The organism is Rhodococcus sp. DMF-1, assembly GCF_021441945.1.
GTDB classification, from domain to species: domain Bacteria; phylum Actinomycetota; class Actinomycetes; order Mycobacteriales; family Mycobacteriaceae; genus Rhodococcus; species Rhodococcus ruber.
Genome location: NZ_CP090442.1, coordinates 4,289,122 through 4,312,693 on the forward strand (window position 1 = coordinate 4,289,122; position 23,572 = coordinate 4,312,693).

General features: G+C 70.1%; 22 protein-coding genes. 15 read left to right on the top strand and 7 right to left on the bottom strand.

Annotation, left to right across the window (positions count from 1 at the left end):
• Nucleotide 1: 1 nt before the first annotated feature.
• From LZP97_RS19665 to sfnG, 5 genes are all read left to right on the top strand, one after another.
• The gene (locus LZP97_RS19665; protein ID WP_040272929.1) at nt 2-1,216 is read left to right on the top strand and encodes an SfnB family sulfur acquisition oxidoreductase; all 1,215 of its coding nucleotides are present in this window, start codon (nt 2-4) and stop codon (nt 1,214-1,216) included.
• 122 nt (nt 1,217-1,338) lie between these two features.
• Nucleotides 1,339-2,556, top strand: coding sequence for an acyl-CoA dehydrogenase family protein (locus tag LZP97_RS19670; protein ID WP_010594216.1), 1,218 nt, complete (start codon nt 1,339-1,341; stop codon nt 2,554-2,556).
• Nucleotides 2,553-3,965, top strand: a complete 1,413-nt coding sequence (locus tag LZP97_RS19675; RefSeq protein WP_006943659.1) for an LLM class flavin-dependent oxidoreductase — start codon at nt 2,553-2,555, stop codon at nt 3,963-3,965. The genes LZP97_RS19670 and LZP97_RS19675 overlap by 4 nt, the downstream gene beginning before the upstream one ends.
• 29 nt (nt 3,966-3,994) lie before the next feature.
• The gene (locus LZP97_RS19680) at nt 3,995-5,368 is read left to right on the top strand and encodes a styrene monooxygenase/indole monooxygenase family protein (protein ID WP_040272932.1); all 1,374 of its coding nucleotides are present in this window, start codon (nt 3,995-3,997) and stop codon (nt 5,366-5,368) included.
• A 100-nt stretch (nt 5,369-5,468) separates the two neighbouring features.
• Nucleotides 5,469-6,590 carry a dimethylsulfone monooxygenase SfnG gene (sfnG, locus tag LZP97_RS19685; RefSeq protein ID WP_040273029.1) on the top strand — a complete coding sequence of 374 codons (1,122 nt, stop codon included), beginning with the start codon at nt 5,469-5,471 and terminating at the stop codon, nt 6,588-6,590.
• A 10-nt stretch (nt 6,591-6,600) separates the two neighbouring features.
• Here sfnG and LZP97_RS19690 read toward each other — a convergent pair whose 3' ends face one another.
• The 6 genes from LZP97_RS19690 to LZP97_RS19710 form a co-directional block, all read right to left on the bottom strand.
• Entirely contained in the window at nt 6,601-7,092 is a 492-nt protein-coding gene (locus LZP97_RS19690; RefSeq protein WP_040272934.1) for an NADPH-dependent FMN reductase, read from the bottom strand.
• Nucleotides 7,093-7,314: 222 nt separating this feature from the next.
• Nucleotides 7,315-7,827: a winged helix-turn-helix domain-containing protein gene (locus LZP97_RS19695; protein WP_040272936.1), complete on the bottom strand. Its 513-nt coding sequence runs from the start codon at nt 7,825-7,827 to the stop codon at nt 7,315-7,317.
• 101 nt (nt 7,828-7,928) lie between these two features.
• On the bottom strand, nt 7,929-8,492 hold the full coding sequence (locus LZP97_RS19700; protein WP_040272938.1) for a flavin reductase family protein: 564 nt from the start codon (nt 8,490-8,492) through the stop codon (nt 7,929-7,931).
• Nucleotides 8,493-8,556: 64 nt separating this feature from the next.
• Nucleotides 8,557-8,628 (bottom strand): putative leader peptide, encoded by a 72-nt coding sequence (locus LZP97_RS27500; protein WP_372446906.1) that lies wholly within the window; start codon nt 8,626-8,628, stop codon nt 8,557-8,559.
• Nucleotides 8,629-8,723: 95 nt separating this feature from the next.
• Entirely contained in the window at nt 8,724-9,569 is an 846-nt protein-coding gene (locus LZP97_RS19705) for an NADPH-dependent oxidoreductase (protein WP_040272940.1), read from the bottom strand.
• A 94-nt stretch (nt 9,570-9,663) separates the two neighbouring features.
• A complete protein-coding gene (locus LZP97_RS19710) occupies nt 9,664-10,782 on the bottom strand; it encodes an LLM class flavin-dependent oxidoreductase (protein ID WP_010596237.1) in 1,119 nt (372 codons plus the stop codon).
• Between the two features lie 498 nt (nt 10,783-11,280).
• On the opposite strand from LZP97_RS19710, the gene LZP97_RS19715 reads away from it, so the two are divergent.
• The 8 genes from LZP97_RS19715 to LZP97_RS19750 all read left to right on the top strand — a co-directional run bounded on the left by LZP97_RS19715 (nt 11,281) and on the right by LZP97_RS19750 (nt 19,487).
• Nucleotides 11,281-12,345 (top strand): isopenicillin N synthase family dioxygenase, encoded by a 1,065-nt coding sequence (locus LZP97_RS19715; RefSeq protein WP_010596238.1) that lies wholly within the window; start codon nt 11,281-11,283, stop codon nt 12,343-12,345.
• Nucleotides 12,342-13,181, top strand: a complete 840-nt coding sequence (locus LZP97_RS19720; RefSeq protein WP_006943671.1) for a MetQ/NlpA family ABC transporter substrate-binding protein — start codon at nt 12,342-12,344, stop codon at nt 13,179-13,181. The genes LZP97_RS19715 and LZP97_RS19720 overlap by 4 nt, the downstream gene beginning before the upstream one ends.
• The gene (locus tag LZP97_RS19725) at nt 13,178-14,188 is read left to right on the top strand and encodes a methionine ABC transporter ATP-binding protein (protein ID WP_040272943.1); all 1,011 of its coding nucleotides are present in this window, start codon (nt 13,178-13,180) and stop codon (nt 14,186-14,188) included. The genes LZP97_RS19720 and LZP97_RS19725 overlap by 4 nt, the downstream gene beginning before the upstream one ends.
• Nucleotides 14,185-14,853, top strand: a complete 669-nt coding sequence (locus LZP97_RS19730) for a methionine ABC transporter permease (RefSeq protein WP_010596241.1) — start codon at nt 14,185-14,187, stop codon at nt 14,851-14,853. The genes LZP97_RS19725 and LZP97_RS19730 overlap by 4 nt, the downstream gene beginning before the upstream one ends.
• A gap of 119 nt (nt 14,854-14,972) precedes the next feature.
• Entirely contained in the window at nt 14,973-16,016 is a 1,044-nt protein-coding gene (locus tag LZP97_RS19735) for a YeiH family protein (RefSeq protein WP_040272946.1), read from the top strand.
• A gap of 170 nt (nt 16,017-16,186) precedes the next feature.
• Nucleotides 16,187-18,148 (top strand): gamma-glutamyltransferase, encoded by a 1,962-nt coding sequence (ggt, locus tag LZP97_RS19740; RefSeq protein WP_040272948.1) that lies wholly within the window; start codon nt 16,187-16,189, stop codon nt 18,146-18,148.
• 133 nt (nt 18,149-18,281) lie between these two features.
• Nucleotides 18,282-18,710: a CBS domain-containing protein gene (locus tag LZP97_RS19745; protein ID WP_040273031.1), complete on the top strand. Its 429-nt coding sequence runs from the start codon at nt 18,282-18,284 to the stop codon at nt 18,708-18,710.
• Nucleotides 18,711-18,815: 105 nt separating this feature from the next.
• The gene (locus LZP97_RS19750; RefSeq protein WP_010596245.1) at nt 18,816-19,487 is read left to right on the top strand and encodes a hypothetical protein; all 672 of its coding nucleotides are present in this window, start codon (nt 18,816-18,818) and stop codon (nt 19,485-19,487) included.
• On the opposite strand, the gene LZP97_RS19755 is transcribed toward LZP97_RS19750, so the two are convergent.
• Nucleotides 19,478-21,205 (bottom strand): cutinase family protein, encoded by a 1,728-nt coding sequence (locus LZP97_RS19755; protein WP_010596246.1) that lies wholly within the window; start codon nt 21,203-21,205, stop codon nt 19,478-19,480. The two genes, LZP97_RS19750 and LZP97_RS19755, sit on opposite strands and share 10 nt — an antisense overlap.
• 245 nt (nt 21,206-21,450) lie before the next feature.
• Between LZP97_RS19755 and LZP97_RS19760 the strand changes: the two genes are divergently transcribed.
• A complete protein-coding gene (locus tag LZP97_RS19760) occupies nt 21,451-21,867 on the top strand; it encodes a TIGR03618 family F420-dependent PPOX class oxidoreductase (RefSeq protein WP_017680192.1) in 417 nt (138 codons plus the stop codon).
• A gap of 343 nt (nt 21,868-22,210) precedes the next feature.
• The gene (locus tag LZP97_RS19765; protein WP_040272951.1) at nt 22,211-23,512 is read left to right on the top strand and encodes an MFS transporter; all 1,302 of its coding nucleotides are present in this window, start codon (nt 22,211-22,213) and stop codon (nt 23,510-23,512) included.
• The last annotated feature ends 60 nt before the right edge of the window (nt 23,513-23,572 follow it).

Below are 23,572 nucleotides of genomic sequence, written 5' to 3' on the forward strand. Positions count from 1 at the left end.
GATGGGCACTGCCGAGGTCACATCCGGGATCGTCGACGGCGACCACGCGCTCGAGACGGCCACGGTGCTGGGCCGGCGATTCGCCGAGAACGCCACGCTCCGCGACGCGAACCGCGAACTGCCGCACACCCAGATCCGCGAGTTCGCCGGATCGGGCCTCGGCGCGGTGACGGTGCCCCGCGCGTACGGCGGGCTCGACGTGCCCACCGAGACGCTCGTGGAGATCTTCCGGCTCCTCGCCGAGGCAGATCCGAGTATCGCGCAGATCCCCCAGTCCCATTTCACCTTCCTCGAACTGCTCCGGTCGCAGGGAACCCCGGATCAGCAGGAGTTCTTCTACGGTGAGGTGCGGTCCGGAGCCCTGTTCGCGAACGCGCAGAGCGAACGGGGCCCCCATCCCGTCGACGTGGACACCACGGTGCTCGTCCCGTCCGGTGCGGGTTTCACGCTCTCGGGCCGCAAGTTCTACAGCACGGGCGCCCTGTTCGCGGACTGGATCGCCGTGCGCGCCAGTGTGGTCGGCGACGGCGGCACCCCGGGCCGCGGCACTCCGAAGGCCGTGGCGTTCGTGCCCCGCGACGCCGCCGGGCTCACCGTCGTCGACGACTGGGACGGCATGGGGCAGCGCACCACCGCCAGTGGCACCGTCACCCTCGACGGCGTGACGGTGCCCGCCTCGTCGATCGTCCCGTACTCGGGGTTGTTCGACGGGCCCACCACCTACGGGGCACAGGCACAGATCCTGCACGCCGCGATCGACGTGGGGATTGCGACCGGCGCCCTGCGCGAGGCGGTCGTGCAGGCCGGCCGCGCCCGTCCCCACTTCGAGGCGGGAGTCGACCGCGCGGTGGACGATCCGCTACTGGCTCACCTCGCCGGCGAGGTGACGGTCACGGTGCGGGCGGCCCAGGCCCTGCTGACCGTCGCGGCCCGCGCGGTGGACTCCGCGCGCGCCGACCTCGACGCCGACACCGCCGCGGCGGCATCGATCGACGTCGCCACCGCGAAGGTCGCGGCGACCCGCGCCGCGCTCGAGGCCGCGAACGCGGTGTTCGAACTGGGCGGCACCCGAAGCGCATCCGGCGCGGCCAACCTGTCGCGCTACTGGCGCGACGCACGCACCCACACCCTGCACGACGCGACGCGCTGGAAGCTGCAGCACATCGGCCGTTGGACGCTGGACGGGACATCTCCACCGCGGCACGGGGTGATCTGAGACGACCGCACGCCCGTTCCCCGGCGCCAGTATTGAACTCTGGCCGATCGCAACCGGTGCCATCGCGGGCCCGATTGTCCATCGTTGTGTCGACATCGACGCCACACCGAGGAGCATGACAGGTGAGCAGTTCAACGATCCAGACGCCGGCCGTGACCGACGACGAACTCCGGGAGCGCTTCCGGCCGACCTTCGACCGGATCGCCGAGGGAGCCGTCCAGCGCGAGCACGAGCGCCGGCTGCCGTTCCACGAGGTGCAGTGGCTGCGGGAGGCCCGTTTCGGCGCCCTGCGGGTACCGGTCGAGTTCGGCGGCTTCGGTGCCACGGTCCGTCAGCTGTTCGACCTGCTGATCGACCTCGCTGCCGCCGAGTCGAACCTGCCACAGGCGCTGCGCGTGCACTGGAGCTTCGTCGAGGACCAGCGGCTCGCGGGTGACGAACGCGCCCGGCACTGGCTCGCGGCCACCGCGGACGGCACGCTCGTCGGCAACGCCATCACCGAACCGGGGGTCGGTGCCGCCGACCGCTACCGCACGACCCTCACCCGCAAGGGCGGCGACTGGGCCCTCGACGGAATCAAGTACTACAGCACCGGAAGCCTGTACGCCGACCACATCCTCGTCGCCGCGGACCGCGACGGCGAGCGGGTCTCGGTACTGGTGGACGCGCGGCAGGAGGGCGTCGAGCAGACCGACGACTGGGACGGTTTCGGCCAGCGGCTCACCGCGAGCGGTACCACCACCTTCACGGGAGTCGTGGTGCCGGAGGACCGCATCCTCGGGCCCGGCTACGGCGCCCCGGGCCGCACCTACGCGACCGCCTACCTGCAGCTGGTGCAGCTCGCGGTGCTCGCCGGCATCGCCCGGCGCGCCGAGGCCGACGCCGTCGACTGGGTTCGGGCGCGCACCCGCACGTTCACCCACGCCGTGGCCGACCTGCCACGGCACGACCCGCTGGTCCAGCAGGTGATCGGGAAGCTGTCGGCCGCGGCCTTCGGTGCCCGCGCCGCCGTGCTCGCCGTCGCCGACGACCTCGACGTCCTTCTCGACGCGGGCGCCGACGACCCCGAACTGCTCGACCGCGCCGAGGCTTCCGCCGCCCGCGCCCAGTCGGTGGTGATCGGGCTCGTCCTCGACGCGACGGCGCAGCTGTTCGAGGTCGGCGGCGCATCCATCACCTCGTCGGAGGCGGCGCTGGACCGGCACTGGCGCAACGCACGGACCGTCGCGGCGCACAACCCGCTGATCTACAAGCAGCAGGCCGTCGGCGCCCATGTGCTCAACGGAGATCCGCTCCCCTACGCGTGGAGCGCGGGCCGTCGCCCCGGAGTCATCGCGTGACCCGGCACATCCGCTTCAACGCGTTCGACATGAACTGCGTGGCCCACCAGTCCCCCGGACTGTGGCGCCACCCCGCGGACCGGTCGCACCGCTACACCGACCTCGGGTACTGGACCGAACTTGCCCGGCTCCTCGAACGCGGCCTGTTCGACGGCCTGTTCATCGCCGACGTGCTCGGCACGTACGACGTCTACGGCGGCACCGACGAGGCGGCGCTGCGGCAGGGGGCGCAGGTCCCGGTGGCCGATCCGCTCCTGCTCGTCTCCGCGATGGCCGCGGCGACCGAGCATCTCGGCTTCGGCATCACCACCGGAACAGGATTCGAGCATCCTTACCCGTTCGCGCGGCGGCTCTCGACCCTCGACCACCTCACCCGCGGCCGCATCGGATGGAACGTCGTCACCGGATACCTGCCGTCCGCGGCCCGCAACTTCGGCGAGGCCGACCAGCTCGATCACGACACCCGCTACGACCACGCCGACGAGTACCTCGAGGTGCTCTACAAGCTGTGGGAGGGCTCCTGGGAGGACGACGCCGTCGTCCGGGACGCCGAGCGCGGCCTCTACATCGACCCGGAGAAGGTGCACCACATCGGGCATCGCGGTGCGCATTTCACGGTGCCCGGCATTCACCTGTCCGAACCGTCACCGCAGCGGTCCCCGGTGATCTATCAGGCCGGGGCGTCGCCGCGCGGCGTGCGCTTCGCGGCGGAGAACGCGGAGGCGATCTTCGTCGGGCCGCCGTCCAAGCGGGTCCTGCGCGACACCGTGGCCCGCATCCGGGCCGCGCTCGTCGACGCCGGCCGCGATCCGTACTCCGCGCGGATCTACGCCCTCGCCACGATCGTCACGGACGCCACCGACGAGGCGGCCGCGGCCAAACACGAGGAGTACAAGCGGTACGCCAGCCTCGAGGGCGCGCTGGTGTTCACCTCCGGCTGGATGGGTATCGACCTGTCCCGCTACGACCTCGACGAGCCGATCGGCAACGTCGAGAGCAACGCCATCCGCTCCGCGGTCGCGGCGTTCCAGGAGGCCGACGACGACGGCCGCGAATGGCGCGTCCGCGACATCGCCGAGTGGGCGAGCATCGGCGGACTGGGCCCCCGCTTCGTCGGCTCCGGCGAGTCCGTCGCCACCCGGTTGCAGGAGTGGGTGGCCGAAACCGACGTCGACGGGTTCAACCTCGCCTATGCCGTCACGCCCGGCTCGTTCGAGGACGTGATCACCCACGTCGTCCCCGTCCTCCAGGAGCGCGGTGCCTACCCGACGACCTACACCGAGGGAACGCTGCGCCACAAGCTCTTCGGCAAGGGCGACCGCCTCCCCGACGAGCATCGGGGCGCCCGCTACCGGCTCGGCGCGCCCCTCTCGACCGTGACCGACCGCCACCGCGCCTACGTCGGCTGATCCATCACCGCCCACCACGAGGAGATTCCATGACCACCACTCGACGTTCCGTCGCCGTCGTCGGCGCCGGACTGGCCGGGACCACGGCCGCGCTCGGCTTCCTCGATGCCGGATTCGACGTCACCGTCCTCAGCGATCGGGATCGCGAGTCGCTGCGCAACGACGTGCCGGCGACCGGAACGGCCGTCTACTTCGGCAAGTCCCGCGAGTCCGACGCCCGGATCATCGAGGATCTGTACGCCGACGGACCCCATTCGACCGGCATGAGCACGCGCCTGTACTCGGGCGACGGCGACACCCGCGCCGAGGTCCTCGAGTTCGACCCGGATTTCCGGTACGTCGCGCAGGGCGTCGACGTCCGGCTTCGGGCGGACGACCGGCTGGGCCGTTTCCTCGACCGGGGTGGCCGGTTCGAGGTGCGCGCGGTGACGCCGGAGAGTCTCGATGCGATCGCCGCCGAGCACGACCTGACGCTCGTCGCGACCGGCAAGGGCGGCCTGTCGTCGCTGTTTCCCGTCGACGCCGAGCGCACCGTCTACCGCGAGCCCCAGCGCACCCTGCTGCTGGTGACGCTCCGGGGACTCGGGCACGGCCCGGACACGTGGGGTTACCGCTCCGAGGCGGGGGGCGCCCACAACCTGTTCAACCTGCACACCGAGTACGGCGAGGCCTGGCTCGGCCCGTACCTGCACAAGGACGCGGGTCCGACGTGGAGCTTCCTCGGCTTCGCCAAGCCGGGCAGCCCGTGGGTCGAGCGGTTCGAGGCGGTCACCGACGTCCACAGCGCGCGTCGCACCGTCGTCGAGCTGTACCGCGACTACTTCCCGCAGGACGCCCCCGAGGTGGAGAAGCTCGAGGTCATCGAGGCCGATCCGCACTCGTGGCTGCGCGGGGCCGTCACCCCGACGGTGCGGCGGGCGGTGGGCCGCACGGCCGGGGGCCACGTCGTCGCCGCGATCGGCGACACCGCCATCGCGTTCGACCCCATCGCCGGCCAGGGCGCACAGAACACCGTGGTGCAGGTGGCGGCGCTGGTCGAGGCGGCACGCGGCCACGAGGGCGAGTTCACCGCCGGCTGGCTCACGGAGCAGTTCGAAAAGCACTGGGACGCCCGCGGTCACGCCGCCGCGGAGGTGACCCGGTTGTTCCTCGGCGATCCGAAGTACGCCGTGCACGCGGAGTTGCTCTTTCCCGCGGCGACCGTGAGTGAGCCGGTGGCCGCCGCGCTGTTCGGGTTCCTGTCCGAACCCGGCACGCTGCTCGGCATCGACACCCGCGACGACGTGCTGGCATTCATCACCGCGCATGCCGGCGAGCCGGCCGAGGACGTGCTGGCGCGGTTCCAGCCGAGCGGCGGCTTCAGCGCGTCGCCGCTCGCCGGCGCCGCGGTCCAGCCCGCCTGACGACGACCCGGTCCCGACCGTCGCGACCGCTCGCGACGGTTGGGATCGGGTTGATTCCAACGATTGGGTGCGGCAGGTGCGGACGCTTGAATTGGTGCCCATGTCGACCGAACACATCACCCCCGAGATCAAATTCGCCTACTGGGTGCCCAACGTCAGCGGAGGCCTGGTCACCTCGAACATCGAACAGCGGACCAGCTGGGACTACGACTACAACGTCCGGCTCGCCCGCACCGCCGAGAACAACGGCTTCGAGTACGCCCTCAGCCAGGTGCGGTACGAGGCCAGCTACGGTGCGGAGTTCCAGCACGAGTCCACCAGCTTCTCCCTCGCTCTCCTGCTGGCCACCGAGCGCCTGAAGGTGATCGCCGCCGTCCATCCCGGACTGTGGCAGCCGGCGGTGCTCGCCAAACTGGGTGCCACCGCCGACCAGCTCTCCGGCGGCCGGTTCGCTGTCAACGTCGTCAGCGGCTGGTTCAAGGACGAGTTCACCCACCTCGGCGAGCCGTGGCTCGAGCACGACGAACGCTACCGCCGCAGTGCCGAGTTCCTGCAGGTGCTGCGCAAGATCTGGACCGAGGACGATGTCGACTTCCGCGGCGACTTCTACCGCATCCACGACTTCACCCTCAAGCCCAAGCCCGCCAACACGCCCGAGCGGCCCAATCCCGAACTGTTCCAGGGCGGTAACTCCACCGCCGCGATCGCCAACGGTGGGCGCTACGCGGACTGGTACTTCAGCAACGGCAAGGACTACGACGGCATCAGCGAGCAGATCGCCGACCTGCGCGCCGTCGCCCGCGAGCACCAGCGCGAGGTCAAGGTCGGCCTCAACGGGTTCATCATCGCCCGTGACACCGAGAAGGAAGCGCGCGACACTCTCCGCGAGATCATCGAGAAGGCGAACCGCCCGGCGGTCGAGGGCTTCCGCGGCGCCGTGCAGCAGGCCGGTGCGTCCACCGGGGACAAGAAGGGCATGTGGGCCGACTCGACATTCGAGGACCTGGTCCAGTACAACGACGGCTTCCGCACCCAGCTCATCGGCACGCCCGAGCAGATCGCCCACCGCATCGTCGAATACCGCCGGCGCGGAGTCGATCTCATTCTGTCCGGCTTCCTCCACTTCCAGGAGGAGATCGAGTACTTCGGCGAGAAGGTGCTGCCGCTCGTGCGCGAACTCGAGGCCGCGGATCAGGACGATCGCGAGCCCGTGGTCGTCTGACCCGGCCCGCTCACCGCCACGCGGATCGCAGGACAGGCGTCCAGCGTTGGGCGTAGTCCGCGATCCGCGTGTCGGTCGTGTACGTGGATTCGAGCAGGTACAGACCCGGCGCCGGGGTCGTGGCGCCGAGTTCGACGAGCACCGGCTTGAGCAGCAGGTCCGGGGCCAGGGCGTGGGCCGGGCCGGCGCCGAGCATGAGCGGCACGGCGGTGACGTCGCGCAGGCCGTCGCTGGTGGCGAACTGGTCGAGGAACAGCTTGAGGATGCCCGTGTAGGCGGCCTTGAAGGTAGGGCTGGCGAAGACCACGAGGTCCGAGTCGGCGACGGTCTCCACCGCCGCCGTGACGGCATCGTCACCCCAACCGAGCAGACCGGGCCCGAGGGTGATCACGTCGACGGCGTGGTCAGGTGCGGAGCCGGTGAGCTCCGTGGCCAGGAGGGTGGCGGCGTCGAGGGTGCGGGAGCCGGGCTTGGGGTTGCCGGCGACGACGGTGGTCTTCACGCAGGTGCCTTTCCAGGTACATTCGGGGTATCCCGGTGCGGTGCGCTGCCGGGAGGTTCTGGTCGGACCGCGCTCACCATGTGCACAGCTCTATCACCGCGCGGGTGGTGGCGACGTCCGGCCACCGGACCTCGGTGAACAGCCGCCGCAGTAGACCTAGCGTCTCCGATTCGGGGGCGGCCGCCGAAGGGCGACCTGCGGGGAGGTCGTCGTGCCCGGGCGTCATGCGCACCGCCTCGTCAGCAGTTCCGTGATGTGAACGGCCGGGTGCGGGTCGAAGCGGTATCCGCTGCCGCGGACCGTGGAGATGATGCTGCCGAACTGCTGCAATTTGGTCCTGATCCGGGAGACGTGGACATCGACGTTCCGGCCGCGACTGTCCACCTCCCGCACCCCGGTGCCGAGGTCGCGCAGGACGGCCCGGGACACCACGGTCCTCGGGTTGCGGACGAGATAGGCGAGGATCTCGAACTCGCTGTGGCTGAGCAGCACTCGCCGGCCGTCGAGCAGGACGTCGCGGGCGGGAAGGTCGATGATCAACGGGATGGGGGTCGGGCTGAGCACCGTATGGGTGCTCACGCCCGGAACCAGATCCTGGGCGGCCTCGCGAAGGGCGTCGGCGAGCGCCGCCAGGTCACGCGAGGAGTGTGTTCCGATGTCGGGCAGTCGCAGGACGAGAACGAGTTCGGCACCGGCGTCGGTGACTACGTCATTGCGAGTGGCGAGGATTTCCATGTGAGGCTCCGGTCGAGGAGGGGATCCGACGAGCTGACGGGCGATGCGGTGTGGTGACAGCTCGGACACTCGTTCCGGATACTCGGCAGGCGACTCATGATTCACTCCTCCAATGCGACGGGGCGGTGGTAGGCGCCCTCGTGGTAGAGCAACGGAATACGCTTGCCCTCCGCCGGATTCGGGTCCTCGTGCGCACGAACCACGACACCGACGACCAGAGTGCTGTCACCGAGCTGAATCAACCGGTCGACGACAACCCGGAGCCAGACCGGCGTGCCGTGTAGGACGGGTTCACCGGATTCGAGTCGGGTCCAGAGCGACTCGTCGGAGAACCGCTCCGACGCGCTGCGCGCGAAGCGCTGCGCGAGATGCTGCTGATGGTCGCCCAACAGGTGGATCACCAACGACTCGGCCGAGCGGACGGCGCCGATGCTCGATGACGTGTCGGTGATGTTGAACGAGACCAGCGGCGGATCGAGGGAGAGCGAAGCGAAGGACGTCGCAGTGAACCCGACCGGGCCGGAGCCGGATTCGAGAGTGACGATCGTGACCCCGGCGGGGTGCCGCCGAAGGGCCGAGCGGTATTCGTCGCTACGGACGCCCGGAACGTGCTCCGATGCGGCGGTGGCGGAGTATTCGAGGGCATTCGACATAGACAGGGACATAGCCGTTCCTTGAAGGAGGTACATACCGAGACGGAGGGAGGAATCGGGAAGATACGTACTCAGGTCAGCAGGCACAGAGACACGAGCGGGTGCGGCACAGGTCCACGTGCCTGCGGCTCCACGCTGTTTCGTTCATAGTGCTCGATCCTCACCTGTCTGCAGTCGATCGTGGCCGTGCCCGACGGTCTTCGTCAGGGCACAGCCGAGGCGGTGCCGGAGTTGCCGGCGCCCCTAGCTCGTCGGGAAACCCCTTTCGCGCAACGCGTCTCGAAGTCGGCGGCGCGATCCCAGGGTACCCGGATCCGTCAGTCGTGCCACGATTCGCCCGGTCCAGCTGCCCGGCAGGCCCTGTCCACGGTAGAAGTCCTCGGCGCGGGTGTCGTACCGGGCGATACCCGCGTCCTGCGCCTCGAGTCGGTAACGGTCCCGGTGGCACACCACGTCGAATCCGAGGCGCGGCTTGACCTCGGCCCGCTCCGCGGGATCAGGGAAGCCGACCGAGAGGCCGACGACCGGGAAGACCCGCTGCGGCAGCTCCAGGACGTCGGCGACGCGCTCGGGCTCGTTGCGGATACCGCCGATGTACACGGTGCCCAGGCCGACCGATTCCGCCGCGACCACGGCATTCTGCGCGGCCAGGGCCGCGTCGACCACGCCGAGCAGGGTGCCCTCGGCGAAGTCCGCGTTGACGAGTTCTCGGCCGTGGACCGTAGCGATGCGCTCCGAGCGGGCGAAGTCTGCGAGCCAGACCAGGAAGAGCGGCGCGTGGCGGACCGCATCCTGATCGCCCGCAAGGGTGGCGAGCGCATCGATCCGCTCGCGGTCGGTGACGGCGACGACGGACCACAGCTGCAGACTGCTCGAGCTGGCCGCGGACGACGCGGCGGCGACGACGGCGCGCAGATGATCCTCGGGGACGGGACGGTCGAGGAACCGGCGCACCGACCGGTGCGCCAGCTGAGTCGCCAGCACCGCGTTCCAGGGGCCGGCCGTGTCGGCAGCACCGAAGCGTCGTTCGAGAGCACCGCGTCGTTCGAGAGCACCGCGTCGTTCGAGAGCATCGGAGCGAGCGACCACCCGATCCGCGCCGGCGCCGGGGTTCGCTGTGAGTGGGTGAGACGTGGTCACGAGTGGAGCCCTTCTGGCCGGTTCCCGGCCGGTCGACGGATCGCTATCGGCTGCCCACCGGCGAATCGGCGGTGAACCCTCTGGCGCGCTCGGTGTCGGATTCGCTCCACAGCGTCGTCGGCGGTACCTCCGCGCGCACCAGCGGCACGACCTCCTCGGCGAATCGACGCAGGGTGTCCTTCTGGCGTTCGAAGTCGAGCACGTGGTTGACGGATACGGATTGGAGGACGTGGCCGAAGCACTCGTGGTAGTCGAGGATCTTCTCGGCCACGCGATCCGGCGAACCGACCAGGGCCGGACCCCGCTCGACCGCCTCCTCGATCGTGCGGAAGCTGGTGGTCTTGCCGACGGCGCCCGGATCATGTTTCCTCTTGTCGGCCTGGCGTACCGCACCTTCGTAGATGGGCCGGTACTCCTCGATCGCCTTCTCCGTGGTGTCCGCGAGGAACAACCCGCCCGAACCCGATCCGACGTAGGCCTTCGCCGGGTCGTGACCGTGTGCGGCGTAGTGCTCGCGGTATCGATCGATCAGGACCTTGTAGTTCTCCCGGGGCTGCAGGGCGTTGGCCGTCACGATCGGGTCTCCCCACTTCGCCGCCAGGTCCACTGCCCGCGCCGACGTGGCGGATCCGTGCCAGATGCGGAACGGCCCGTCGAACGGGCGGGGCAGCGTCGTGACATCGGCGAGTGCCGCTCGGTACTCACCCGACCAGTCGACGTGTTCCTCCCGCAGCAGCCGGCGCAGCAGTTCGTAGTTCTCGGTGAGGTAGTCGTACTGTTTGCCGATGTCGAGGCCGAACAGGGGGTACTGGAGCACCTCGTTGCCCTTGCCGATGACGATCTCGAGGCGGCCCCGGCTCAGCTGATCGACGGTGCACAGATCCTCGGCGACGCGCACGGGATCGAGCACCGACAGCACGGTCACACCCGTGGACAACAGGATCCGCTCGGTGGCCTGTGCGATGGCACCGAGGACGACGATCGGGCTGGACGAGAGCACGTCGCCGGCATGACGTTCGCCGACCGAGTAACTGTCGATGCCGAGCTGCTCGGCGAGCACGGCCATCTCGACGACGCGGTTCAGGCGCTCCGCGGGAGCGACGACGTCGCCGGTGACCGGATGCGGCGGGTTGAAGATGATGTCGAGGATCTGGAAGCGCACGAACTACAGAGTCTGCCGTCCCGGTGGGCGTCCGCGAAGGGTTGTCCTCGAGGTGATCGGAACCGTTGCGCCCGGCCGGACACGTCGCCGTCGTCGTCTCGGCATCGGCGTCACGGTAGCCGTGCACCGGGGTGCGGACCAGGATTGCGATCGTCGTGATCCGAAATCGGTGCAGGTCGGACCCGCCCGAAAGGGCGTGGGTTGTCCGAGACCCGTCCACTGGATAGCGTGACCGTCCGGCAGCACCGAGGGCGGATTCCCGCCACGAACGGGCCGCGCCCGCGGCCCATCGGAGGAAAGATGGTCGGCACCAGTCACGCGCAGGTCGTGATCGCACGCGTCGTGGGCACGCACGCCCCGGCGTGTTGTTGTCGCTGACAGCCGTCCCACCGGACGCACCCGCGTCTCCCGATACTGACATCTCCTCCGGCCGCCGGTGCCGCGTTGCCCGTTTCCCGGGCACCCGGCGCTCGACGTGGCCCGAAAGGACTCCCTGCGATGCCTCCCTCGACCACCCTGCCCGTCGTCGACCTCACAGGCCTCGACGGCGATGCCGCCACCCGGGCCGCCCTGCTCGACCGGCTGCGCCGGGTCACGCACGAGGTCGGCTTCTTCCACCTGGCCGGCCACGGCATCGACCCGGCCCTCGCCGACCGGCTGATCGCGGCGGCACGCGCGTTCTTCGCCCTGCCCGACCCCGTGAAGCTGGAGATCGAGAACTCCCACTCGCCTCATTTCCGCGGCTACACCCGCGTCGGGGGTGAACGAACCCAGGGATATGTGGACTGGCGCGAGCAACTCGACATCGGCCCCGAACGGGCTCCGGTGGCACAGTTCGACCCCCAGCGGCCGTGGGAGGTGCTGCACGGTCCGAACCTGTGGCCGAGCCGGGTGCCGCAGCTGCGGACGCTCGCGCTGCAGTGGATCGAGCAGGCCGGCGCGGTCGGCCGTCGACTCCTCCGGGCATGGTCCGAATCCCTCTCCGCACCAGCCGATTTCTTCGACGGCGCGTTCGCGGACCCCGATCCGCTGCTGAAGATCGTACGGTACCCGGGCCACGACCGATCGATCACCGGACAGGGTGTGGGCAGTCACAAGGACGTGGGAGTTCTCACGCTGCTCTATCCGGAACCCGGAAGCACCGGCTTCCAGGTGGAGATCGACGGCACCTGGGTCGACGTCGAACCCCTGCCCGGACACTTCGTCGTCAACATCGGCGAACTCCTCGAACTGGCCACCGGCGGCTACCTGAAGGCGACGACGCACCGGGTCCTTCCGCCGGCTCCCGGCACCGACCGGGTATCCCTGCCGTTCTTCCTCAATCCCGCACTGGATCAGGCGTTGCCGCATGTGCCGCTGCCCGGCGCACTCGCCGCCGAGGCCCGCGGGGTGGGTGCGGACGAGCACGGTGACGCCCTGCACGCCGTGTACGGGCTCAACGCGCTCAAGTCACGGCTGCGGGCACACCCCAACGTCACCGAGCGCCATCACGCCGACCTCTCGAACTCCCCCCTCCTCGCCGGCCGGCCCGGCGATCTCGACGAAAGCGAACACTCCGAATGACTCTGCGCCGCACCCTGTCCGTGGTCTCCGCCGTCGCCCTGGCCACCGGGCTGGCCGCCTGCTCCGCCTCCGGGACCGGTGAGGACACGCTCGTGATCTCCGCCTCCGCGACACCGCACGTCGAAATCCTGGAACACGTGCGGCAATCCGGTGCGCTCGGCGACGTCGTCCTCGACATCAAGCCCGTGACCGGCGAGGTGGACCCGAACGAGTTGCTCGAAGCCGGTGACGTCGACGCCAACTTCTTCCAGCACCACCCGTACCTCGCCGACTGGCAGCAGCAGAAGGGCGTGGACAACCTCGAGTCGGTCGCCGCCGTACACCTCGAACCGCTCGGCCTGTACTCGAACAAGATCGCCGCGGTCGCGGACCTGAAGGACGGCGACACGATCGCGCTGCCGAAGGACACGACCAATTTCGCGCGTGCGCTCTACCTCCTGGAGTCGGCGGGCCTGCTCGAACTCGACAAGCCGCTGTCCGAAGCGGACATCGCGACGGTCACTGCCGCGAACATCGTCTCGAATCCGAAGAACCTGAGGTTCGTCGAGCTCGAACGCGCGCAGCTCGCGCGCACCGTCGACGATCCGGCGATCACGGCCTCGGTCGTCAACTCGAACTACGCGCTCGAAGCGGGGCTCAACCCCGCGGACGACAGCATCGTGCGGGAATCCGTCGACAACAACCCGTTCGAGAACATCCTCGTGGTGCGATCGGAGGATGCGTCCGATCCCGCCGTCACCGCCCTCGCGGACGCCCTCGAGTCGCCCGAGGTCGCCGCCTGGATCGCCGAGAACTACGACGGCGCGGTCGTACCCGTCCACGAGGTCGGCGCGTGATCGTCGTCGACGGACTCACCAAGTCGTACCCGGCAACGGGCGGCACCGGCACGATCGACGCACTCCGCGGAATCGACCTGAGGATCGACGAGGGAGAGGTCTTCGGCATCGTCGGCCCCAGCGGTTCCGGCAAGTCCACGCTGCTGCGGTGCCTGAACCTGCTGGAACGCCCCACGAGCGGACGCATCCTCCTGCGCGGCGAGGACCTCTCGCACCTGTCCGAAGGCCGGCTGCGCGCGTCCCGTCGCCGCATCGGCACCGTGTTCCAGCAGTTCAACCTCCTGCACTCCCGCACCGTCCGCGCGAACGTCGAGTTTCCGCTCGAGGTCGCCGGCGTACGGAGGACGGAGCGCCGGGACCGGGCCGAGATGTTGCTCGAGCTCGTCGGGCTCACCGACAAGCGGGACGCCTTCCCTTCGCAGTTGTCCGGCGGGCAGCAGCAGCGCGTCGGCGTCGCCCGCGCACTCGCCGCGGAGCCCGACGTACTGCTGTGCGACGAGGCGACCAGTGCCCTCGACCCGATCACCACGGAGCAGGTGCTCGATCTGATCGCGGCCGTCAACCGGACCCTCGGCGTCACCATCGTCGTCGTCACCCACGAGCTGTCCGTGGTGCGCCGGATCTGCACGTCCGCGGCTCTGCTGGACGGGGGCCGCATCGTCGAATCCGGTCCCGTGGCCGATCTCGTAGCCGACCCCGGGTCCCGCCTCGGTGATGCGCTGCTGCCGGCGGGTGTCGGCGAGCAGAACGGTGACGTGACCGCGCTCGTCACCGCCCGCGGATCCGCCGTCGCCACGCCGTGGCTGTCCCGGCTCTCCCGCGACGTCGGGGTCGACGTCGCGGTCGTCGGCGGCCGGGTCGACCGTGTCGCCGGTACCGACATCGGCAAGCTGCACGTGCGTTTCGACGGTGACGTGGATCGCGACGCGGTGGACCGATTCTTCGCCACCCTGCCCGACGTCACCGTCGCGTGGACGACCGGCGCCGTGGCGAGAGTAGGGGCATGAACAAACTCAGCTGGTACGACGCCCTGCCCGAGGTGTGGGCCGCCACGCTCGACACCCTCTACATGGTGGGCGTCGCCTTCCTCCTCACCGTCGTGGGCGGGGTGCTCGTGGGTGTTCTGCTGCACGTGACCGCGCCGGACGGGCTGCGCCCGATCCGACCGCTGTATCTCGTTTTGGGGGCCGTGGTCAACGTGTTCCGTTCACTGCCGTTCCTGGTCCTGCTGATCGCGCTGATCGGTGTGACCCGTCTGGTGGTCGGGACTGCGATCGGGCCGACCGCCGCGCTCGTCCCCTTGACGATCGGCGCGATCCCGTTCTTTGCCCGCATCGTCGAGAGCGCGCTGCGAGAGGTTCCGCGTGGGCGGGTGGACGCGGCCCGGGCCATGGGGGCCTCGAACCGGCAGATCGTCACCAAAGTACTTCTTTCCGAATCGCTTTCGTCTCTGATCTCGGGTTCCACCCTCACCGCGGTTCTGCTGGTCGGGTACTCCGCGATGGCCGGGGTCGTCGGCGGCGGCGGGCTCGGCGACTTCGCCATCGTCTACGGGTACCAGCGCTTCAACACCCCGGTCCTGATGGTCGCGGTGGTGGTGTTGATCGTGCTCGTGCAGGCGCTGCAGACCGCGGGAGACGTCGCGGTGCGGGCGCTCGCACACCGGCGATGAATTTCGCTTCGCGGCGGCGCGGCCGTGCCTACTGCAGCATCAGCTCATATCGAATCGATATGAGGTGATGCCGAAACACCGTCTATCCGCGACGCGCGCCACCCGCCAGGGTGGAGACCATGGCCACCTCTCTCCAGGCGCTCTCGGCCCCGGCCGCGGCACGCCTGCGCGCTCCGCTCCCGGGACTCGCCGTCTGTGCCGCGGCGGCAGCGGTGGCCCTCGTCGCCGCCCGCTTCGTCGGGGGCATCAGCCCCCTGCTGATCGCCATCGTCCTCGGCGCACTCCTGGCCAACACGACCTCCCTCCCGGCGGCCACCGGCCCCGGCCTGGCCGTGGCCTCCCGCCGATTGCTCCGGATCGGGGTCGCGCTCCTCGGGCTGCAACTCCTCGTCACCGACGTGCTCGCCCTCGGCTGGGGCGTGCTCGGCCTCGTCGTGGCCGTGGTGGCCGGCGGCATCGCCGGGACGATGGCACTGGGCAGACTCCTCGGGCTCGACTGGACCCAGCGCCTGCTCGTCGCCTGCGGCTTCTCGATCTGCGGCGCCGCCGCCGTCGCCGCGGTGGACGGGGTCGTCGACGCCCGCAAGCAACACGTGGTCACCTCGGTCGCGCTCGTGGTCGTCTTCGGCACCGCCATGATTCCCGGCCTTCCGCTCGCGGCCTCCGCACTGGGACTCGACACCACCCAGGCCGGCATGTGGGCCGGGGCGGCGATCCACGAGGTGGCGCAGGTCGTCGCCGCGGGCGAAGCCGTGGACACCGGAAGCGCCGGGGCACTGGGCGCGAGTGCGCTCACGGTGGCCGTGACCGTGAAGCTCGCCCGGGTCGCGATGCTCGCACCCGTGGTCGCCTGGATCGGGGCGGTGTCGCGCCGACGCAACCGCGAGCAGACCGAAGTGCGGCGACCGCCGCTGGTGCCGCTGTTCCTCCTCGGCTTCCTCGGCTGTGTCGCCCTGCGGGCCACCGGCCTGCTCCCCGACCCGGTCCTGGACGTCGCCCGGCTCACGCAGACCGCATTGCTCACGGCCGCCATGTTCGCGCTCGGCACCGGCGTACGGCTCGACGTACTGCGGGGAGTGGGCTGGCGCCCCTTCGCCCTCGCCGCCGCATCCACGGTGTGGGTCTCGGCGATCGCCCTCACGGGAATCCTGCTGCTGGGATAGCGGATACGCTCCGCAGCCGCGCGCCGATCGGACACGGACAACGGTCGTGCCGCACGCGGATGACCGGACGGTTCGCCGCTGGACGCGGTGGCCCGGAGCGACGGCCCGGCCGAAACGGATTTCGTCGGAAGCACTTCGGGCACCGGCGGCCCGCTGTTACCGTCGGAGGGATGACAGCGCCGGCGAAGGTGGGCTCCCCGATCCGCGTCGCGATCGCCGCGACCCTGTCCGTCGCGTTGCTCGGCGCCTGCACGTCGTCCGGTGACGACCCGGCGGTCACCGCGGAGTGCATCTCGGTTCCCAACGGCACCCCCCTGTCCGCCGCGCCGCCGGCACCGCCCACAGGTGAGCGGGACCTGGCCACCAACCCCGAGGTCGCCACCGGCTACCGGGACGACATGACGGCCGTGACGACCGCGACGTACGCGGTGTCCACTGCCAACCCGGTCTCGACGGAGGCAGCATGCAAGGTGCTGCGCGACGGCGGCACCGTCGCCGACGCACTGGTCGTCGCGCAGACGGTGCTCGGACTCGTCGAACCCCAGTCGTCGGGGATCGGCGGCGGCGCCTTCCTGCTCTACTACGACGCGGAGACCGGGCAGGTGCAGGCGTACGACGGCCGCGAGACGGCACCGATGTCGGCCACCGAGAACTACCTGCGCTGGATCAGCGACACCGACCGCACCGAACCCCGGCCCGACGCCCGTGCCAGCGGCCGCTCGATCGGGGTGCCCGGCGTGGTGCGCCTGCTCGAGGAGGTGCACCGCGACCACGGCAGCACCGAGTGGGCCCGGTTGTTCGACCCGGCCGTCGCCCTCGCCGACGACGGGGTGGTGATCAGCGACCGGATGGCCGCGGCGATCGCCGACGCGGCACCCGACCTCGCCGTCGACGACGAGGCACGGGCGTACTTCCTGAACCCCGACGGCACGCCCAAGACCGCGGGCACCGTCCTGGTCAACCCGACCATGGCGAAGACGCTCGGCGCCATCGCGTCCGACGGAGCCGACGCGTTCTACACCGGAGCCCTCGCTCAGGACATCGTCGACGCCACCGCCACCGCCACGGGGGGCCGCACCCCCGGGACGATGACCGTCGACGACCTCGCCGGCTACGAGGTGAAGACGCGCACCCCCGTGTGCACGCCCTACCGGGAGCACGAGATCTGCGGCATGCCGAACCCGTCCTCGGGAGGCATCGCCGTCGCGGCGACGATGGGCATTCTCGAGAACTTCGACGTGTCCGCGCTGGGACCGACCGAGGTCGACGAGAACGGGGGCGAGCCGACCGCCGACGCCGTGCATCTGATCTCCGAGGCCGAGCGGCTCGCGTACGCGGACCGCGACAAGTACGTGGCGGACTCGGACTTCGTTCCCCTGCCCGGCAACTCGCCGCAGACCCTGCTCGACGACAACTACCTGCGCGCACGGGCCGATCTCATCGACCCGGGCCGGAGCATGGGCACGGCACAGCCCGGCGACTTCGGGCCGGTGCCCCTGGGGGTTCCGGCGCAGGACCGCGAACACGGCACCAGTCACATCTCCATCGCGGACGAATACGGCAACGTGGCCTCGATGACCACGACGATCGAATCGGCGTTCGGCTCGTTCCACATGGTCGACGGCTTCCTGCTGAACAACCAGCTGACGGATTTCGCCGCCGAACCCGTGGACGAGGCCGGGGTCCCGGTAGCCAACCGCGTCGAACCGGGCAAGCGGCCGCGCAGTTCGATGGCACCGACCCTCGTGTTCGACCGCAACCCCGACGGCACCCGCGGCGACGTGCGCATCGTCGTCGGCTCGCCGGGTGGTTCAGTCATCATCCAGTTCGTGGTCAAGACCCTCGTCGGCATGCTCGACTGGGGTCTGGATCCCCAGCAGGCGGTGTCGGCGGTCGCCTTCGGCGCGGCCAACACGCCCGTCACCGGGGTCGGCGGTGAGCATCCGGCGATCGACGGCAGCGACGACGGGGCCCGCGATCCGCTGGTCGCCGAGTTGCGCGCACGAGGTCATCAGGTTGCGGTGCTCCCCCAGTCCAGCGGCCTGAGCGCGCTGCGCCGGGACGAGTCCGGGTGGATCGGCGGCGCGGACCCGCGTCGCGAGGGCGCTGTGATGGGCGACGCCACCGGATAACGATCCGGGGCGCGACTCGGAGCACGAGTCACGACTGGATAACCACCCAGAATTTCGCCGACCTGCGGGAATAAGATCGACAACCATCGATCGCCGTCACGGCGGGTGGGAACGGATGGATCGGGGTGCCCGGATGCGGATCGCGGACGTGCTGCGGAACAAGGGCCCGGTGGTGGCCACGATTGAGCCGGACCGCTCGGTCGAGGAGATGATCGGTACGCTCGCCCGCCACAACGTGGGCGCCCTCGTCGTGATGGAGGGCGGCGCCGTGATCGGCATCGTCTCCGAACGCGACGTCGTGCGCCGGCTCCACCAGCACGGTCCCGCCCTGCTCGACGCCCGTGTCCGGGACATCATGAGCACGACGGTGTCCACCTGCCTGCCCACCGATACGGTGGACAGCCTCGCCGAGACCATGACCGAACGCCGGATCCGGCATCTGCCCGTCGTGGTGGACGGCCGCATGGTGGGGATCGTCAGCATCGGCGACGTCGTGAAGAGCCGGATCGACGAACTGCAGTGCGAACGCGACCAACTCGAGTCGTACATCGAGCACGGCTGAACCCGGGCACCAGATTTCAGCACCAGATTTCAGCGCCAGATTTCAGGGGGATTCTCCGGGTGATCCCGGATTCGCTCCAGCGTGTGCCGGGCGACAGTGGACCACATGGCGAAGCGTCCGGGGCAGCGGTGGCGGCAGGCGACGGTGTGGCTGCACGTGGTCACATCCGTGGGATGGATGAGCCAGGCCCTCGCGCTGCTCGTCCTGCTGACACTGAGCCGCACCGCGGTGGATCCCGCGGTGCGGGTGGCCGGAACGACGATGGCGCAGCACCTCGACAGCACGCTGCTCGCCCCGCTGGCCAACGCGTCGGCGTTCACGGGCTTCCTGCTCGCGGCGGCGACGCCGTGGGGCTTCCTGCGCTACTGGTGGGTCGCGATCAAGTTCGTCCTCACCGTGGTCCAGGTGAACCTCGGAATCTTCCTGCTGTCGGCGGGCCTGAACAGTTCGGTGGCCGCCGCCCGCGACGACGCGTCCGGACCGGCGGGGCCGATGATCGCGGGCACCGCGCTGATGGTCGGCGCGCTCGCCTTCCAGGCGTGGCTGTCGGTCGCGAAACCCTGGGCCCGCACCCCCTGGACGACCGGGAAGGCGAAACTGCCCGCCGCGCCGCCGTGGGTCTTCATGATGGCGACGGGCGCAGTGGCCGCCGATCTGACCGTCGCGGTGCTGCTGGGTCACCCGCTGCCCGCCTTCTCCGCGGTGGCCCTGGTCGTCGCGTCGACGACCAGGGCCAGGACGATCCGCGAGGCGAGCCTTCGACCCGCCTACGGCTGAGGCACCGCCGTGGTCGTCGCGGTGGTGGTGGCCGCCGGCGTCGTGGTCTCGGGGGCGCTCGACTCCGTCGTCGTGGACTCGACCGGCGGCAGCGGCTCGACGGCCGGAGCCGGGGACTGCACCGCGGGCGACGGGACCGGGGACGGCGTGGTCGTCGTCGGAGCGGGGGCCGCCGCCGGGGCGGGAACCGGGGCCTGGACGGGCGCCGGCGACGCTGCCGTCGTGGTGGTCGCGGCCGGGGTCCGCGAGGTGGTCGTCGGGGCGGACGTGGTTGCCTCGGCGGCGGTCTTCTCCGCGTCCTCGTCCGCCGTCGGCGGGATCGGCGCCGGATCGATCGGCTTCGACGAGACGACGAGCTTCGGGGCGGTCGACTCGGCCTCGGCCTTGTCGAGCTCGCCGCTCTCGGCCTGCTTCGCCAGGTGCGTCAGCCAGGCTGCCGCGTACTGCGCCGAGGTCAGGGGCTTGCCGTTCTCGGGGTCGGAGTCGCGCCAGTAGTCGAAGTGGTGCCCGGTATCGGGACCGAGGGTCTGCTGGTAGGGATCGCTCAGCGCCACCTCGAGGGTGTTCTCGTTGTCGGCGAGGAACCCGATGACCTCGTTGCGGAGCTTCGCCGGCAGATAGGCCAGGTCGATCAGCTCACCGGAGGTGATCTCGTCGTCCGTGCCGTCCGAGGCGACATCGCGGACGGCCGGCTCGTAGGACGGATCCGACACCTTGATGAGCACGTCGAGGAACGTCTCGTCGCTCTGCATCCAGTTCTCCTGCGACTGGATGTCGGCGAACGCGGCCATGGCGATCCGCCCGAGGACCGTGGCGACGTCCAGCGCGGTCTGCGGCGTGAGGCCCTCGCGCTCGAGCGCGTCGACGTTCAACTGCCGGCCCACGTTCACCGCGAGCTGCAGCAGGGCGATGTTCTCCGGGGCAGAACACGTGAGGTCGCCCTCCGAGCAGAACGACGCCACCTTGCCGTCCAGCGCCCCGAAGCTGCCCGAGGTGCCCGGCAGCGAACCGCTGCCCGACGCGCTGTTGCGGCCCGACTGGTAGGCGAGGTCGAACCCGTCCGGGTTGCGGAACTCGTCCTCCGCGCCGGGGAACGGTCCCTCGCCCGCCTCACGACCGGCGTCGGCCAGGATGACCACACCCACGACCGAATCCGGATCGACGATCTCGTACGACCCGTCCTCGGCGACCTCCTGGTTACCGATCTCCATCGCCACCCGGCGCGCCACATCGGCGCCCTCGCTGTACCCGACGACGGCGAACTTCGTGTCCGGGCATGCCTCGCGGATCGCCTGCATCACGGTCTGGGCGTTGTCCACGCCGGTCTCGACGGCGTCGTCGTACGACGACATGTTCGCCGGGTACTCGACGTACACCGCGGAGTAGGAGCCCTCCGGGACGTCGTCGCGCGGCGCGTTGACGACCTCGTCGACCCAGGGGCTGCTGAAGTCGGTGGACGATGCGGCGGGCAGAGGGTTCCCGTCGGCGTCGAGGAGCATCGCATGCGTTCCGGGGCGGGGGCTGTCGTTGCGCCCGCCGACCGCGATGCTCACCATGTCGTGGCACTCGGTGACCGACGCGGTCAGCGTCGTCGGGGTCGTCGACGGCGCCGACGGTTCCGAGACCGCCACCGCTATCACCGCCGCCGCGCCCAGCGCCACGGGAGCCACCGCAGCCGCGGCAATCCGCTTGTTTCGCACCGCCCAATCGAGTGCCATGGTCCCACCCCATCCGATCTCGGTCCGTGCCGACGACCCCGGTTGCGGTGTCGACGCGTCGGACGGAACGTCGCTCGGGGACTCGGTCGTGTTACATGTCCGTATCGCGGGAGGGGCCGCGATACGCGGTCGAGGCTTCTGTCCCCCGCGTCGTTCCGCTCGGGCAGCACCGTCGTCCGGGGGCGGTCCCCCTGTCCTGCGGCAACAGCCTGTGCATCCATGTGGGCGCGAGTAGGCTGCCGGTCATGGCCGAACTGTCCGCCGAGGTGCGGGCTCTGCTCGGGGCGCGGAACATGGCACACGTCGCGACGCTCATGCCCGACGGCTCACCGCATGTCTCTCCCGTGTGGATTGCGGTCGAGGGTGATCGCTTGGCGATCTTCTCCGCTCGCGAGAACCGGAAGGTCGCCAATCTACGCCGTGACGGGCGCGTCGCCGTGTCGGTCTGCGACGAGCACAATCCGTATCGGTCGGTCGTCGTCCGCGGCCGGGTCGTCGAGGAACTCCAGGGCGACGAAGCGGTCGAGATCATGGACCGGATGAGCAACCGCTACGTCGGCACCGACTTCCCGATGCGCTCGGCGATCGTCTCGCTCATCGAACCCGAGCGAGTTCACCTGCAGGACCTCCCGTTCCACCATCCCTCCGACACCGGAACCTGAGCCGCGACCTCCGAGGCCGTCCGGGTGCGACCGTCGACCGCGATCCGGGATGCGCGCCCTGCACGACCGCAGCGCGATCCGATTCGGCGCGAGGATTCGTTGCGCGTGCGGCGCAGGCTCCGCTCGGTCCCGTCGTTCCGGGAATCGCCTTTCACTCTCGCGGCCCACACCGAGCGCGTCTGATCCATCTCGGGACCGCCGACACAACGGTCGTTTTCACTGAGTGAAATAGCTTCTGCCTGATCGATTTTCCCGATCGGCCCTGTCCCACAGCGGAGTTGACGTACGGCAGTGCACGCAGTCACAATCCGAACGATCACTCGGTTACGAACAGGTGTGCACTATGCGAACAAGCTCCGACGGGGTCGCCACCGAGGCGCCCCGACACACGACCCGCTCCGCGCGACTCGTCATCGCGCTGTGCTGGGTCGCGGTACTCCTCGACGGCTTCGACCTCGTCGTTCTCGGCGCCGTGAACCCGGCGCTGCTGGACTACCCGGACTGGAACGTCGACGCCGGCGGCCTCACCGTCATCTCGACCGCCGGCCTGGTCGGCATGACACTCGGAGCCCTGGCCATCGGCACCCTGACCGACGTCCTCGGCCGGCGACGCACCCTCATCTTCTCCGTCACCGCCTTCTCGGTGCTGACCCTCGCATGCGCGTTCGCGACATCACCGGAGATGCTCGGCGTCCTGCGCTTCCTCGCGGGCCTCGGCCTCGGCGGCGCACTGCCCACCGCGCTGGCCATCGTCGCCGAATTCGCGCCCGGGAAAAAGGGATCCGCGTCGACCACCGTCATGACCGGCTACCACGTCGGCGCCGTGGCGACGGCCCTGCTCGCCCTCGTCCTGCTGGAGAGTTCCGGGTGGCGTTCGATGTTCGTCGCGGGCACACTGCCGGCGTTCGTTCTCGTCCCCCTGATGTTCCGCTACCTGCCCGAGTCGCCCGCGTACCTCTCCGCCCGAGGCCGGCACGACGAAGCCGCACGCATCGCTGCCGACTACGGACTTCCGTCCACCGACGTCGTGCCACCGGGCCCCGGCCACACCCCGGACGCGAAGCCGGCGTCGCCGGTGCGGGCCCTGTTCTCGCCGCAGTTGCTGCGCACCAGCGTGTCCATCTGGGTCACCTCCTTCATGGGGCTGCTCCTGGTGTACGGCCTCAACACCTGGCTGCCGACGATCATGCGCGAAGCCGGATACGACCTCGGTGCGTCGCTGTCGCTGCTGCTCGTGCTCAACGCCGGTGCCGTCGCGGGCCTGCTCGTCGCCGGCCGCGTCGCCGACCGGATCGGCGCACGCACCGCGGGCCTCGTGTGGTTCACCCTCGCCGCGCTGTTCCTCGCCACGCTCAGCATCAACCTCGCCTACGGCGTCTACGTGCTGGTGTTCCTTGCCGGCTGCTTCGTCTTCAGTTCCCAGGTGCTCGTCTACGCCTTCACCAGCGCGGCCTACCCGGCCGAGGCACGCGCCACGGCGCTCGGCTGGTCCGCCGGCGTGGGCCGCATCGGCGCCATCTGCGGTCCGATCCTCGGCGGTGCGCTCCTGCAGGCCGGCGTCGCCTACCCCTGGGGCTTCTACGCCTTCGCCGCCGTCGGCGTACTCGGCGCCGTCGCACTGTCGACGAGCCGGCCGGTGCGGTAGCGCTCGGAACTTGCCCACCGAATCGGAACTTGCCGCGTGAATTGCGTGGGCAAGTTCCGA

Coding starts and splice junctions, on each gene's coding strand:
- sfnG (WP_040273029.1), top strand. CDS start 5,469: ATGTCGACCGAACACATCACCCCCGAGATCAAATTCGCCTACTGGGTG.
- LZP97_RS19765 (WP_040272951.1), top strand. CDS start 22,211: ATGCGAACAAGCTCCGACGGGGTCGCCACCGAGGCGCCCCGACACACG.
- LZP97_RS19745 (WP_040273031.1), top strand. CDS start 18,282: ATGCGGATCGCGGACGTGCTGCGGAACAAGGGCCCGGTGGTGGCCACG.
- LZP97_RS19700 (WP_040272938.1), bottom strand. CDS start 8,492: ATGTCCCTGTCTATGTCGAATGCCCTCGAATACTCCGCCACCGCCGCA.
- LZP97_RS19760 (WP_017680192.1), top strand. CDS start 21,451: ATGGCCGAACTGTCCGCCGAGGTGCGGGCTCTGCTCGGGGCGCGGAAC.
- LZP97_RS19730 (WP_010596241.1), top strand. CDS start 14,185: ATGAACAAACTCAGCTGGTACGACGCCCTGCCCGAGGTGTGGGCCGCC.
- LZP97_RS19750 (WP_010596245.1), top strand. CDS start 18,816: ATGGCGAAGCGTCCGGGGCAGCGGTGGCGGCAGGCGACGGTGTGGCTG.
- ggt (WP_040272948.1), top strand. CDS start 16,187: ATGACAGCGCCGGCGAAGGTGGGCTCCCCGATCCGCGTCGCGATCGCC.
- LZP97_RS19735 (WP_040272946.1), top strand. CDS start 14,973: ATGGCCACCTCTCTCCAGGCGCTCTCGGCCCCGGCCGCGGCACGCCTG.
- LZP97_RS19695 (WP_040272936.1), bottom strand. CDS start 7,827: ATGGAAATCCTCGCCACTCGCAATGACGTAGTCACCGACGCCGGTGCC.
- LZP97_RS19715 (WP_010596238.1), top strand. CDS start 11,281: ATGCCTCCCTCGACCACCCTGCCCGTCGTCGACCTCACAGGCCTCGAC.
- LZP97_RS19720 (WP_006943671.1), top strand. CDS start 12,342: ATGACTCTGCGCCGCACCCTGTCCGTGGTCTCCGCCGTCGCCCTGGCC.
- LZP97_RS19680 (WP_040272932.1), top strand. CDS start 3,995: ATGACCACCACTCGACGTTCCGTCGCCGTCGTCGGCGCCGGACTGGCC.
- LZP97_RS19665 (WP_040272929.1), top strand. CDS start 2: ATGGGCACTGCCGAGGTCACATCCGGGATCGTCGACGGCGACCACGCG.
- LZP97_RS19755 (WP_010596246.1), bottom strand. CDS start 21,205: ATGGCACTCGATTGGGCGGTGCGAAACAAGCGGATTGCCGCGGCTGCG.